Raw genomic sequence first — 13623 nt, 5'->3', positions numbered from 1 at the left:
CGCCCGGAGCCTGTGTGGGGATCCTGGCAGGGTGAGCTGGCCCTAGGGGTTGTCACGGATACTCCCGGCCGGGGGCTCGGTGATAGAAAGAAGACCGCCTTTTGTTCCATGCCGCGCGCCGGAGTCGCCATGTCCCACCCTCTCTTACGCAGCGCGCCCCAGCAGTTCCTGGATTGCGCAAGCTGGAAGGAAAACATCAGCAACACCTTTGTGCCGCTGGAGGTGTCGGCCGCCGATCCAAAGCGTTTTCGCAGCAGCGTGGCGGTGGATTCGCTGGGCTGGATGCAGGTCTGCGAAATGCGCACCGGCGCGCAGCGCGTGCGCCGCACGCGCTTGCTCGCGGAGCGTGCCGAGGCGTCCGGCTACAAGGTCACGCTGCAGCTCGATGGCCGCAGCGAGATCCGGCAGGCGGCGCGCACCGCCTTGCTGATGCCGGGCGAGTGGGGCATCTACGACACCACCCGTCCGTACGAAGTCGACGTCGACGACGACGCCCATTTCCTGGTGATGCAGGTGCCGGGCAAGCAATCCGAGGCCTGGCTGCCGGCCATGCGCAACGCGGTGGCGCGCAGCTTCAGCGCCCGCCACGGTTGCGGCCGCATGGCCATGGACCTCTTGCGGGTGGCGCTGAGCGAGCACGCCCATCTGTCGGACAGCGCGGCGCGCGATGCGGCCAACGCCGTCATGCAGATGATGGGGCTGGATATCAGCGAGCGGGCCGGCGGCGCGGGCGCGCTGGACCAACGCGAAATGCGCCAGGCGCAATTGCGCCGCGTGCAGCAGTACCTGATCGAAAACCTGCATGACCCGGACCTGTCCCCGGCGACTGCGGCCGAGGCCCTGCGCGTGTCGCGCCGCTATCTATACAACCTGTTCGCGCAGGCCGCTACGACGCCGGCCGATTTCATCCTCAGCGCGCGCCTGGAGCGTTGCCGCGACATGCTGGCCGACGCCGCGCAGACCGGGCGCCAGATCGGCGAGATCGCGTTTCGTCATGGGTTTTCGGATGCGGCGCGTTTCAGCCACGCGTTCCGCAACCGCTATGGGGTATCGCCGTCGGAATACCGGCGCCAGGGGCGCCTGCCGGGCGAATCGGCCTGATGCGGGAGCTACCGCCCGCGGGCGGGACGACCCGGCGTGATCAGAGGTTTTCCTCGTTGATGAGGTCTTCCTTGCCGTAGAACTTCACGCCGATGTGGATGCGCTCGCGCCCCTGCGCACGGCGGTGGCGATTGGTGTCGCGCAGCGAATAGACGCAGCCGCAGTATTCCTGCTGGTAGAAGTTCTCGCGCTTGCTGATCTCGATCATGCGCGACGAGCCGCCGCCCTTGCGCCAGTTGTAGGTCCAGTAGATCAGGTCGTCGTAGCGCGCGGCCGCGCGTTCGCCGCAGCCGTTGATCTGGTTCATGTCCTTCCAGCGCGAGATGCCGAGCGAGCTGGTGATGGTGTCAAAGCCATGCTCGTGGGCGTACAGCGCGGTGCGCTCGAAGCGCATGTCGAAGCAGGCGGTGCAGCGCTCGCCGCGCTCGGGGGCGTTTTCCATGCCCTTGACGCGCTCGAACCAGTTGTCCATGTCGTAGTCGGCGTCGATGAACTCGATGCCGTGCTGCTCGGCGAAGCGGATATTCTCCTGCTTGCGGATCTCGTACTCCTTGACCGGATGGATGTTCGGGTTGTAGAAGTAGATCGAGTAGTCGATGCCGGAAGCCGTCATGGCTTCCATGACCTCGCCGGAACAGGGCGCGCAGCACGAGTGCATCAGCACCTTGCGGCGGCCGGCGGGCAGGTCGAGTTTGGGGCGCACGAATTCGGACATGATTGAAAGCAGGCGGTAAGGCGTAAAAGTCCTTATTTTACGCTGAGTTGCCGCCTTGGCCTTGGGGCGGCGGCCCGCGCCGCCAGCAAGCCCTTGCCGCGGCTTACCCCAGCACCGCGTCCCATAGCTCGCGCACCGCGGCGCGTTCGGCCTGCAACTGGTCGGGCGCCACGCGGGCTTTCTCCACGCCCTGCATGCGCAACTGGTGCTGCACGCGCCGCAGCGTGCGGTAGGCGTCGCCGGCCCGGGCGGCCAGCGCCGGATCGATCAGCCCGGCCTCGCCGGCCAGGCGCAGCAGGGTGATGTTGCCCAGGTTGCGCACCAGCAGGGGATGGGTGCCCGCGTGGCACAGCACCAGGTACTGGGTCACGAATTCGACGTCGACCATGCCGCCGGCGTCGTGCTTCAGGTCGAACCTGTCGGTGCTGTTGGGATGCCCGGCGTTGATCTTCTCACGCATTGCCAGCACTTCCTGGCGCAGCTTGGCCGTGTCGCGCGGCATCACCAGTATGGCCTCGCGGATCTGCTCGAAGCGCTGGCCGACCCCGGCGTCGCCGGACGCGTAACGGGCACGCGTCAGGGCCTGGTGTTCCCAGGCCCAGGCGTGCTTCTGCTGGTACTGCTCGAAGGCCTCGACTGACACCGCCAGCAGGCCGGCGTCGCCGTCCGGGCGCAGGCGCAGGTCGACCTCGTACAGGCGGCCCGACGAGGTCATCGTGGACAGCCACGAGGTCATGCGGCGGCCCAGCTTGGCGTAGACCTCGGCGGCATCCTCGCGCGGATCGTCATACAGGAACACCAGGTCCAGGTCCGAGGCGTAGCCCAGTTCCTTGCCGCCCAGCTTGCCGTAGGCGATGACGGCGAAGCGCGGCGTGGCGCCTGCGATCTTGTTCACCAGCGGCCAGGTGCGGCGGATGGTTTCCGTCAGCAGCAGGTCGGCCAGCGCCGACAGTTGGTCGGCGAGCTTTTCAACGGTCAGCTCGCCTTCCAGGTCCTGCGCCAGCAACTGGAAGCTGGCCTGGCGCTGCACGTCGCGCATCAGGTTCATCTGGCGCTCGATGTCCGGGTCGCCATCGGGCAGGCGGCAGGCGTCGAGGTCGGCGGACAACTGGCGTGCGATCTGGGCGAAGTCGAGCGGCTCGAACAGCGTGCGCCAGTCGATCAGGCTGTCCAGCAGCAGCGGGTGCTGCGTCAGGTACTGGGCCGCCCAGGGGCTGGCCGCGACCATGCGCGCGACCCGCGCCAGGGTGTCCGGATATTCGGCCAGCAGGGCCAGGTAGGCGCTGCGCTGGGCGATCTTCTCGATCAGGTCGAACAGGCGCACCGCGGCGTCCAGCGGCGCGCTGGTCTGGCGCGCGGCGCGCAGCGCGGCCGGCAGCAGCGTTTCCAGGCGGCGCCGGCTGCTCTCGGGCAGGCTGCGCACGCGGTGGCTGCCCAGCAGCGTTTCGGCGCGTCGCAACAGGTCGTCGGCCTGCTCGCCGAAGGCCTGGCGGATCTGCTCGGCCAGGGCGCATTCCTCGTCGGGTTCGTCGGCGGGCGTGTCGGCGCCGGCATCGGCGGTGTCCTCCTTGTCCATGCCCACCATGCGGAACACGTTGCGGAAGGTACGCGAGACGAATTGGCGGTGCGCGGCCAGCGTGCTTTCGAAATCCTGCGGGCTCAGCCCCAGCGCGGCGGCCAGCGCGGCGCGCTGGCCAGGGTCGCCCGGCAGCAGGTGGGTCTGCTCATCCTCGCGGTATTGCAGCGCGTGTTCGGTGCGGCGCAGGAAGCGGTAGGCCTCCTCCAGGCGGCGCGCGTCGTCCTCGGGCACCAGCCCGGCGACCTGTTCGGCGTGCAGCGCCGCCAGCAGCCCGCGCTGCTGCAGCGCCGGCATGCGGCCGCCGCGGATCAATTGCGCCAGTTGCACCACGAACTCGATTTCGCGGATGCCGCCGTCGCCCAGCTTGATGTTGTTGGCGCTGTCAATGCCGTTGCGGGCCGAGGCGCGGCGCTGCCAGTCCTGGCGGATGCGCTCGCGCAGCGCGCGCAGCGCGGCCAGCGCGTCGAAATCGAAATACTTGCGATAGACGAACGGCACGCGCAGGCTTTCCAGTTGGCGGGCCTGGGCCGCGCTGTCGCTGCCCTCGAAGGCCTGGGCCGGCATCAGGCGGGCCTTGAGCCAGGCGTAGCGCTCCCATTCACGGCCCTGGCCGATCAGGTAGTGTTCCAACGCGTCCAGGCTCCAGGCCAGCGGGCCGGCGTCGCCGTCCGGGCGCAGGCGCAGGTCGGTGCGGAAGACCTGGCCGTGGGCGTCGACTTCGGACAGCACCGGCATCATGCGCCGCGTCAGGCGGCCATAGAACTCGTGGTGGCTGATGCGGCGCGGGCCGTCGGTGTCGCCCTCCTCGCCGTACAGCATGATCAGGTCGATATCGGACGAGACATTCAATTCACCGCCGCCCAGTTTGCCCATGCCGACGATCAGCATTTCCTGCGGCAGGCCGGTGGCCGGATCGCGCGGCACGCCGTGCACCGCGGCCAGGTCGGCGGCCACGCTGCGGTAGGCGGCGGCCACCGCCGCGTCGGCCAGCGCCGTCATCGCGCCCACCACTTCTTCCAGGGGCGCCTGGCCGGACAGGTCGCGCACGATCAGGGTGCTGAAGACGCGTTCGCGCAATTTGCGCAGCACCTGGCGGCACAGATCCACTGGCAGGACGTCGGGCGCGCCGGGGCCGGCGAGCTCCGCCTGCCATTGCGCCAGCCGCTCGGCTGTGACCGGCTGTTGCACCGCTTCGGCCAGCCAGGCGGCCAGATCCGGATGGGCGTCGAGACGGCGGCGCAGATGGCCGGACCAGGCGAGGGCGGGGGCAAACAGGGCGGGCATGGACATGGCGATCGGACGGAGACGAATGGACGCGTTTCAGGTATAAGTGGGGACGATACCGCAAGACTATTCTCCTGCCCACCGATCCGTGTCTGTTTCAAAAAAAGTGCTCTGCTGCCTGTTCTGGGCGGCGCTGACCGTGTACGGCGTCGTGGCCATCGGGCTCCTGGGCGTGCGCTATTGGGTCTTGCCGCGCGTGGACCAGTGGCGTCCCCAGATCGAAGCCTACGCCAGCCAGGCGTTGGGCGCCCGCGTCACGATCGGCGGCATCCAGGCGGACTGGCAAGGGCTCAATCCGCGCCTGGATCTTTCCTCGGTCCAGGTCTACGACGACCAGGCCGCGCCGGTGCTGACGCTGCCTTCGGTGTCGGCGGTGCTGGCCTGGCGCAGCCTGCTGACGCTGTCACCAAAGTTGGTGCGGCTACGCCTGGAACAACCCGAACTGACCCTGCGCCGCGATGCCGACAACCGCCTGTGGGTGGCGGGGCAGGGCATCGACCTGAATGCCAGCGATCACCGCTCGGACCTGGATCATCCGGCGCTGCGCTGGCTGACCACGCAGCGCGAACTGCTGGTGCGCGGCGCCCGCATCCGCTGGCAGGACGAACTGCGCCGGGCGCCTGAACTGGTCCTGAGCAATGTCGATTTCCTGGTGCGCAACGGCAGCCTGTCGCACCGTTTCGTGCTGCGCGCCGATGCCGATCCGGCGCTGGCGCGCAGGGTGGACCTGCGCGGCGAGTTCAACCGCAGCCTGTTCAGCGCCAGCGCCGCCAGTCCGGCCAACTGGAGCGGGCAGGTCTACGCTGCCCTGGATGACGCCGAGCCGATGGCCTGGGCGCCCTGGATGTCGCCGCCGGCCATCAAGGGGCGCGTCAGCGCCCGCGCCTGGCTGCAGTTGGATCATGGCGCCTTCACCAAGCTGACCACCGACGTCGCGGCGCGTGGCGTCGATTGGGCGCCGGCGCCGGATGGCCCGGCGGCGCGGGCCGGCTACGCGCAGTTCCGCATCGAAGGCACGCCGGGCGATTTCGTTCAGAGCGAGCAGGTGCCGCTGGCGCGCAGCGCGGGGGCGGCGGACCTGTCGGTCAGCGGCCGCGTCGAGCAATTGCGCGTGGCCTTGCCCGGCATCTTCGAACAGCCCGAGCTGGGCGCCAGCGAGATCGCGCTGGATGCCCACGTCAAAGGCGCCGACGCGCGCGACTGGTTTGTCGAGGTGGGCCAGCTGCGGGTCGTCAACGACGATCTCGACGTCCGCTTGCGGGGCCAGTGGCGCAAGGAAGGCAAGAGCGCCGCGGGCAGCGTCGACATGCGCGGCACGCTGGTGCGTGGCGCCATGAATGCGATCCACCGCTACCTGCCGCTGGAGGTCAATGCGGACGCGCGCGAATGGCTCGCGACCGGCTTGCCGGCCGGCCAGATGGAGTCGGCCGCCATCACCCTCAAGGGCGACCTGGACGAATTCCCCTTCGGCGCTCCAGGTTCCACCGGAGAGTTTGTCATCGCCGGCGCCTACACCGGCGCCAAGGTCGATTACGCGCCGGCCCGGCCGCATCGCAAGGGCTGGCCGATGCTGGAGAACCTGTCGGGCAACTTCCGAGTCGACAAGGTCGGGCTGGTGCTCGACAGTCCGGGCGGCGCGGTGGCCCATACCGGGCCGGGCCAGACGGTGACGCTGGGGGCGGTTACCGCCAGCATTCCCGACATGGAGCACAACGCCGAGTTGACGGTCAGCGGCGACACCAGCGGGACGGTGCCGGCCTACCTGGCGCTGTCGGACAGCTCGCCGCTGGGCCAGTTGCTGGACGGCGCGCTCGACGAGGCGCGCGGCACGGGCAACTGGCGCATGCCGCTCAAGCTGAAAGTGCCGTTGATGAACACCGACGACACCCAGGTCGAAGGCAAGATCCAATTCGCCGACAACACCTTCACTTTCATGCCGGAAATGCCGCTGCTCAGCCAGATGCACGGCGACCTGGAGTTTTCGGAAAAGGGCGTGCGCACCAAGGAAATCCGCGCGCAGTTCCTGGGCGGCCCGGTCAAGATCTCGGGCAGCTTGGCGCAGCCGACGGATGCCCTGCGCTTCGAGGGCGTGCTGGCCGGGTCCGGACTGACGCAGATCAGCAATACGCCGTCGATGGGGCGCTTTTCGGGCAAGACCGCCTACAAGGGCAAGGTCGGCTACCAGCGCGGCGGTTCGGTGGAGCTGTCGATGGAGTCCGACCTGACCGGACTGGCCATCGACATGCCGGCGCCCGTCGGCAAGGCGGCGCCGCTGGCGCGGCCGCTCAAATTGCAATGGGGCGCGGCGCAGGACCGCGGCGCCAAGGGCCGGCGCTGGCTGACCGCCAGCCTGGGCGACAACATCAACGCGCTGTTCGAGCGCGATCCGGCCGATGCCGCGCCGTCGTACTTCGCGCGCGGCGCGCTCGGCATCAACCGTCCAGCCAGCCTGCCCGAGCGCGGCCTGAGCCTGAGCGCCAGCTTGCCGGAACTGGACATGGATGCCTGGGAGAAGGTGTCCGACGGTTTCGACCCGCCACCCGTCAAGGGACGCGCGGCGCCGCGGCCGCTGCTGCCCGTGGCCGAGCGCATCAGCCTGGCCACCGGCGTGCTGCGCGCCAGCGGCTATACGCTCAACGACCTGACCCTGTACGCCACCCGGCCGGCCCCGGCCCAATGGCGCGTGGATATCCAGTCGCGCCAGGCGGCGGGCTCGCTGTCGTGGCGCGAAGCCTCCGGCGCCATCGCCGGCCAGATCACCGCGCGCTTCAAGCACCTGGCGCTGGGCGGCGCGGACGACGCCAACGAGGCCGACACGGCGCTGTCCTCGGGCAACGACCTGTCGGACATTCCGGCGATCGACCTGCAGGCCAAGGAATTCCGCCTGTACGGCAAGAACCTGGGGGAGCTGCAGGTGCTGGGCACCAACCTCGAACGTGGCCGCCAGTGGCGCCTGGACAAGCTGTCGATCACCAATGACGCCGCCACCTTGAACGCCACCGGCGCCTGGCGCCTCGAAGGGCCGGACCGCGGCCTGACGGTGGATGCCACTGCCAAGTTCGAGAACGTAGGCAGCTTCATGGACCGCATCGGCTTCGAGCGCGTGGTGTCGGGCGGCACCGGCGCCGTCAAGGCCAATGTGACGTGGCGCAACTTGCCCTGGACCCACGATATCGCCGACGTCATCGGCGATGCCGAGATCTCCCTGGACAAGGGCCGCTTCATGCACGTCAATTCGCGCACGGCGCGCCTGCTGGAGCTGCTGTCGCTGCAATCGCTGCAGCGCCTGGCGCGGCTCGACGTCAACCCGACCAACCTGCTGCGCGACGGTTTCCCGTTCGACACCGTGCGCGGACAGCTCAAGCTGGCGGACGGCGCGCTCAAGACCGAGGGCTACAAGATCAACGGCCCGGTCGCCGCCATCGTGCTGGCGGGCGACGTCAATATCGTGCAGGAGCGCTGGAACCTGAAGGCGGTGGTGATTCCCAACCTGGACGCCAGCGGCGCGGCGATGGTGACGGCGCTGGCGGTCAACCCGCTGATCGGCCTGGGCGCCTTCGTGACGCAATGGTTGCTCAAGCAGCCGCTGGCCCGCGCCATGACCATGGAATACGCCGTGACCGGCAGTTGGGACGATCCCAAGATCGACCCGATCGACGACTCGGGCAAGCCGGCGCCCAAGCAGACACCCAAGCCGCGCAGCCTGGAAGAGTTCATCGAGCACTGATCCGGCGGCCGCCGCCACCTGACATTGGGATACAGACCGGATGGAGTCTTCGCATCGCCAAGTCCCGCATCCGCCTGGCAACCGTCGTCGCATTGACGAGTGTTTCCGCCTGGGCCCAGGCCCAGAACCTGGCCCTGCCCACCATTCCGGAGGCGACGGATGCGATCGTCGACATGCTCGCGGGCACCGGCCTGTCGCGCCCGTCCGAGGTCAAGCTGGGCACCTGCGTGGCCGCCGAGCAGGCCAGCCACCCGGGGCAGGTCGCCTGCACGGTGGCGGTGACGATGGGCGCCGCGGTCAACGAGAACCAGATGGACTTCTACAGGCAGGGCAAGACGTGGAAGGCCCAGCCCAGCATGTCCCAGGACAAGCTGCCGTTCCCCGATCCCAAGTTGCGCTGAACGACGGCCGGGCGGCGGATCGGTTGCGGACCGGCCGTGCGCGCCGCCGCGGATAGTGTGCGGGCCGACGGGCCCCCTGCGTGGATTCAATGCGGGCCGGCTCGAAACGCCGGCCCTGAAAGCATTTGGCGAGGACCGCCGTGGGGCAATCCTCGCCAGATCGATGCGTGCGCCCGGCGCGCCGGGCGGCGACGGCTTACTTCTTCTTCATCATGTCGAAGAATTCGGCATTGGTCTTGGTGGCGCGCATCTTGTCCAGGATGAATTCCATGGACTGGACTTCGTCCATGTCGTGGATGAACTTGCGCAGCACCCAGACCTTCTGCAGCAGGTCCGGCGCGATCAGCAGTTCTTCGCGGCGGGTGCCCGACTTGTTCAGGTTGATGGACGGGTAGACGCGCTTTTCCGCCAGGCGGCGTTCCAGGTGCACTTCGGAGTTGCCGGTGCCCTTGAATTCTTCGTAGATGACTTCGTCCATGCGGCTGCCGGTCTCGATCAGCGCGGTGCCCAGGATGGTCAGCGAACCGCCTTCCTCGAGGTTGCGCGCGGCGCCGAAGAAGCGCTTGGGACGTTGCAGGGCGTTGGCGTCGACACCGCCGGTCAGCACCTTGCCGGAGGCCGGCACCACGGTGTTGTAGGCGCGGGCCAGGCGGGTGATCGAGTCCAGCAGGATCACCACGTCCTTCTTCATTTCGACCAGGCGCTTGGCCTTTTCGATGACCATTTCGGCGACCTGCACGTGGCGGGTGGCGGGCTCATCGAAGGTCGAGGCGACCACTTCGCCGCGCACGGTGCGCTGCATTTCGGTCACTTCCTCGGGGCGCTCGTCCACCAGCAGGACGATCATGACCGCGTCGGGATAGTTGGTGGTGATGGCGTGCGCGATGTGCTGCATCATCACCGTCTTGCCGGACTTGGGGCTGGCGACGATCAGGCCGCGCTGGCCCTTGCCGATGGGGGCGAAGACGTCGAGGATACGGCCGGTGAGGTTTTCCTCGCTCTTGATGTCGCGTTCCAGGCGCAGCGGCTGGTTCGGATGCAGCGGCGTCAGGTTCTCGAACATGATGCGATGCTTGATCGCCTCGGGCGCCACGCCGTTGACCTTGTCCACCTTGACCAGCGCAAAATAGCGCTCGCCATCCTTGGGCGTGCGCACTTCGCCTTCGATCGAGTCGCCGGTGTGCAGGTTGAAGCGGCGGATCTGGGACGGCGAGATGTAGATGTCGTCCGTGCTGGCCAGATACGAGGTCTCGGGCGAGCGCAGGAAACCGAAGCCGTCGGGCAGGACTTCCAGCACGCCGTCGCCAAAGATCTGCTCGCCCTGCTTGGCGCGCCGTTTCATGATGGCGAACATCAGCTCCTGCTTGCGCAGGCGGTTGGCGTTCTCGATTTCCAGGCCAGCGGCCATTTCCAGCAGCTGCGAGACATGCAGCGCCTTCAGTTCGTTGAGGTGCATCGCGGTGAGTGTTGGGGGAAAAGTAAAGGAGGGTTCTGGCGGCGCGCCACGGACGGGCTCGCGCGGTATGGAAGCAGCGCCGCCCCCAGGGCGGCGCCTTCGTTCACAGCACGCAGTTTACAACGCGCCGTCCAGGAATGCGGTGAGTTGCGACTTCGACAGCGCGCCAACCTTGGTGGCGGCAGCCTGGCCGTCTTTAAAGAGCATGAGGGTGGGGATGCCACGGATGCCGTACTTGGCGGCGGTGCCCTGGTTTTCGTCCACGTTGAGCTTGGCGATCGTCAGGCGACCGGCGTATTCGGTGGCGACTTCTTCCAGGATCGGGGCGATCATCTTGCAGGGGCCGCACCAGGCAGCCCAGTAGTCCACCAGCACCGGCTGGCCGGACTTCAACACATCGGCATCGAAGCTCGCGTCACTGACGTTCTTGATTTGGTCGCTCATGATGGTGATTCTCGGGTTCGGCAGCAAAAGGCGAAAAGAGGGACGCCTTGCCGTTGTTCTTGTTTGTGGATTGGATTAAAGCATACCACTGTCAAAAACAACAGGCATACCACTGTTTATAACAACAGTATTCGCCGCTTTTGTGTAGGATATCGCGGCGCAGTTATCGCGATCCGGGGCGTTGAACCGGGATCCGCTGGCTGTGTCTCTATCGTCATCCTACCGAATTCGGAGCTGGTCAGGTCGTGCGCATCCCACCCGGAGCCGCGCAGAATCTGGGCTTATCCGTAAAATGTCGGTTTTTTTCCACAGATGTTGGGGATAACTTGGCCACTCCACGTTACAACGAGGCGTCCATCCGCGTCCTGAAGGGGCTGGAGCCCGTGCGGCAGCGCCCGGGCATGTACACCCGCACCGAAAACCCCCTGCACATCGTGCAGGAAGTCATCGACAACGCCGCGGACGAGGCCCTGGCCGGTCACGGCAAACAGATCCTGGTCACGCTGCACATCGATGGCAGCGTCTCCGTCGAGGACGACGGCCGCGGCATTCCCGTGGGCCTGCACCCCGAGGAAAACGCCCCCGTGGTCGAGCTGGTCTTCACCCGGCTGCACGCGGGCGGCAAGTTCGACAAGGCTGGCGGCGGCGCCTACGCCTTTTCCGGCGGCCTGCACGGCGTCGGCGTGTCCGTCACCAACGCCCTGGCCACCCGCCTCGAAGTGGTGGTCTGGCGCGACGGCGCCGTCAATCGCCTGGTGTTCAAGGGCGGCGACGTCGCCGAACCGCTGGCGCCCTACGACCAAGGCGGCCGCAAGAAATCCGGCACCCGCGTGCGGGTCTGGCCCGACGCCAAATATTTCGACAGCCCCAATATCCCGCTGGGCGAGCTGACCCACCTGCTGCGCAGCAAGGCCGTGCTGCTGCCGGGCGTGAAGGTCTCGCTGGTCAACGAAAAGACCGGCGACACCAAGACCTGGCAGTACCAGGACGGCCTGCGCGGCTACCTGTCCGAGGCGCTGGCGGGCGCGGAACTGATGGTGCCGTTCTTCGAGGGCCAGCAGTACGCCGGCGCCGACCACGAAACCTTCGCCGAAGGCGAGGGCGCCCAATGGGTGGTGGCCTGGACCGAGGACGGCAACGCGGTGCGCGAGTCGTACGTCAACCTGATCCCGACGCCGGCCGGCGGCACCCACGAGTCGGGCCTGCGCGAAGGCCTGTTCGGCGCCGTCAAGGGCTTTGCCGAACTGCACAGCCTGCTGCCCAAGGGCGTGAAGCTGCTGCCCGAAGACGTGTTCGCTCGCGCCAGCTTCGTGCTGTCCGCCAAGGTGCTGGACCCGCAATTCCAGGGTCAGATCAAGGAACGCCTGAACAGCCGCGACGCCGTGCGCCTGGTGGGCGGGTTCGCCAAGAGCGCGCTCGACCTGTGGCTGCACAGCAATGTCGAATACGGCAAGAAGCTGGCCGAACTGGCCATCCGCCAGGCGCAGGCGCGCCAGCGTTCGGCGCAGAAGGTCGAAAAGCGCAAGAGTTCCGGCGTGGCGGTGCTGCCCGGCAAGCTGACCGACTGCGAATCCAGCGATGCCGCCCGCACGGAGGTCTTCCTGGTCGAGGGCGATTCGGCCGGCGGCTCGGCCAAGATGGGCCGCGACAAGGAATTCCAGGCCATCCTGCCGCTGCGCGGCAAGGTGCTCAATTCCTGGGAGGTCGACCGCGACCGCCTGTTCGCCAACAACGAGATCCACGACATCTCCGTCGCCATCGGCGTCGACCCGCACGGCCCGGGCGACACGCCTGACCTGTCGGGGCTGCGCTACGGCCGCATCTGCATCCTGTCCGACGCCGATGTCGACGGTTCGCACATCCAGGTGCTGCTGCTGACGCTGTTCTACAAGCACTTTCCCAAGCTGGTCGAGGCCGGCCACGTCTACGTCGCCAAGCCGCCGCTGTTCCGCCTGGACGTGCCGGCGCAGGGCAAGCGCCCGGCGCGCAAGATCTACTGCCTGGACGAAGGCGAGCTGGAAGCGGCGCAGGACAAGCTGCGCAAGGAAGGCTCGCGCGAAAGCAGTTGGTCGGTCAGCCGCTTCAAGGGCCTGGGCGAAATGAACCCCGAGCAGTTGTGGGAAACCACCATGAATCCGGACACGCGCCGGCTGCTGCCGGTGGGCTACGGCGACCAGACGCCTGAAGACACCACCCGCATGTTCGACATGCTGATGGGCAAGGGCGAGTCCTCGCAACGCCGCGCCTGGATCGAAGAGAAGGGCAACCTGGCGGAGCTGGACATCTGATGTCGTTGCCCTCGTCCCCGCCGCCGTCCGCCGCCATGGCGGTCGACCTGACCGCCGACGACTACGCCGAATTTGCGGCCTACGTGTACAAGCGGCCCGAATTGCGCCGGCGCCGCTACCTGTCGCACCTGCGTTTCGCGGTGTTGATGGTGGTGGTCCTGCTGGGCTACCTGGTCTGGCAGACCTGGGACGGGCACGGCCCGAACTGGGGCCTGCTGCTGCCGGTGTACTTCGAGGGGTTGGCGGTCGGCCTGGGCATCCTGGCGCTGCTGGCGCTGGCCTACGAGTTCGTGCTGCCGGGCCTGGTGCGCATGAACACGCGCCGCATGCTGGCCAAGCGGCCCGACGGCTTGTTCCTGGGGCGCCACCAACTGGTGTTCGGCGCCGACGGCATCGAGGACAGCATTGCCGACGCCTCGGGGCGCATCGACTGGGGCGACGTGCGGCGGGTCGAGGAAACGCCGCAGCATCTGTATGTCATCCTGGGGACGCTGCAAGGCGTGATCATTCCCAAACGCGGGCAGGACGCCGCCACCCTGGACGCGGTGCGCGCCCAGTTGCGTGAGCACGTGGCCGATACCCAGTTGCTGGGCGCCGCGCGTCCCCAATGACGCCGTTTCAATGAATT

9 protein-coding genes are annotated in these 13623 nt (G+C 67.7%); 5 read left to right on the top strand and 4 right to left on the bottom strand.

Annotated elements, in window-relative coordinates:
* Window positions 1–129 precede the first annotated feature (129 nt).
* A complete protein-coding gene (locus HV783_RS10605; protein ID WP_054503946.1) occupies window positions 130–1101 on the top strand; it encodes an AraC-like ligand-binding domain-containing protein in 972 nt (323 codons plus the stop codon).
* 40 nt (window positions 1102–1141) lie between these two features.
* Here the strand turns inward: HV783_RS10605 and HV783_RS10600 are convergent, their stop codons facing one another.
* Window positions 1142–1816 (bottom strand): epoxyqueuosine reductase QueH, encoded by a 675-nt coding sequence (locus tag HV783_RS10600; RefSeq protein WP_054503945.1) that lies wholly within the window; start codon window positions 1814–1816, stop codon window positions 1142–1144.
* A 103-nt stretch (window positions 1817–1919) separates the two neighbouring features.
* On the bottom strand, window positions 1920–4685 hold the full coding sequence (glnE, locus tag HV783_RS10595; RefSeq protein WP_175189094.1) for a bifunctional [glutamate--ammonia ligase]-adenylyl-L-tyrosine phosphorylase/[glutamate--ammonia-ligase] adenylyltransferase: 2766 nt from the start codon (window positions 4683–4685) through the stop codon (window positions 1920–1922).
* 100 nt (window positions 4686–4785) lie between these two features.
* On the opposite strand from glnE, the gene HV783_RS10590 reads away from it, so the two are divergent.
* Window positions 4786–8406, top strand: coding sequence for a YhdP family protein (locus HV783_RS10590; RefSeq protein ID WP_175189099.1), 3621 nt, complete (start codon window positions 4786–4788; stop codon window positions 8404–8406).
* A gap of 92 nt (window positions 8407–8498) precedes the next feature.
* The gene (locus HV783_RS10585; RefSeq protein ID WP_254603864.1) at window positions 8499–8807 is read left to right on the top strand and encodes a hypothetical protein; all 309 of its coding nucleotides are present in this window, start codon (window positions 8499–8501) and stop codon (window positions 8805–8807) included.
* Window positions 8808–9003: 196 nt separating this feature from the next.
* On the opposite strand, the gene rho is transcribed toward HV783_RS10585, so the two are convergent.
* Entirely contained in the window at window positions 9004–10263 is a 1260-nt protein-coding gene (gene rho, locus HV783_RS10580) for a transcription termination factor Rho (RefSeq protein ID WP_006387816.1), read from the bottom strand.
* A gap of 117 nt (window positions 10264–10380) precedes the next feature.
* Window positions 10381–10707 (bottom strand): thioredoxin TrxA, encoded by a 327-nt coding sequence (trxA, locus tag HV783_RS10575; RefSeq protein ID WP_006387817.1) that lies wholly within the window; start codon window positions 10705–10707, stop codon window positions 10381–10383.
* A 326-nt stretch (window positions 10708–11033) separates the two neighbouring features.
* Here trxA and parE point away from each other — a divergent pair, with 326 nt between their 5' ends.
* On the top strand, window positions 11034–12995 hold the full coding sequence (parE, locus tag HV783_RS10570; protein WP_054503942.1) for a DNA topoisomerase IV subunit B: 1962 nt from the start codon (window positions 11034–11036) through the stop codon (window positions 12993–12995).
* Complete coding sequence (locus tag HV783_RS10565; RefSeq protein ID WP_054503941.1) at window positions 12995–13606, top strand: YcxB family protein; 612 nt, start codon at window positions 12995–12997, stop codon at window positions 13604–13606. Before parE ends, HV783_RS10565 begins: the two co-directional genes overlap by 1 nt.
* Window positions 13607–13623 lie beyond the last annotated feature (17 nt).

Source organism: Achromobacter dolens (assembly GCF_902859745.1).
In the GTDB taxonomy this organism is placed as follows: Bacteria; Pseudomonadota; Gammaproteobacteria; order Burkholderiales; family Burkholderiaceae_B; genus Achromobacter; species Achromobacter dolens.
Note: the sequence above shows the minus strand (reverse complement) of the source record. Positions and strands in the feature narration are given on the sequence as shown.

What these genes read in the sequence shown, in the direction of transcription:
- HV783_RS10605 (WP_054503946.1), top strand. Translation starts at nt 130, where the DNA reads ATGTCCCACCCTCTCTTACGCAGCGCGCCCCAGCAGTTCCTGGATTGC.
- HV783_RS10600 (WP_054503945.1), bottom strand. Translation starts at nt 1,816, where the DNA reads ATGTCCGAATTCGTGCGCCCCAAACTCGACCTGCCCGCCGGCCGCCGC.
- glnE (WP_175189094.1), bottom strand. Translation starts at nt 4,685, where the DNA reads ATGTCCATGCCCGCCCTGTTTGCCCCCGCCCTCGCCTGGTCCGGCCAT.
- rho (WP_006387816.1), bottom strand. Translation starts at nt 10,263, where the DNA reads ATGCACCTCAACGAACTGAAGGCGCTGCATGTCTCGCAGCTGCTGGAA.
- trxA (WP_006387817.1), bottom strand. Translation starts at nt 10,707, where the DNA reads ATGAGCGACCAAATCAAGAACGTCAGTGACGCGAGCTTCGATGCCGAT.
- HV783_RS10565 (WP_054503941.1), top strand. Translation starts at nt 12,995, where the DNA reads ATGTCGTTGCCCTCGTCCCCGCCGCCGTCCGCCGCCATGGCGGTCGAC.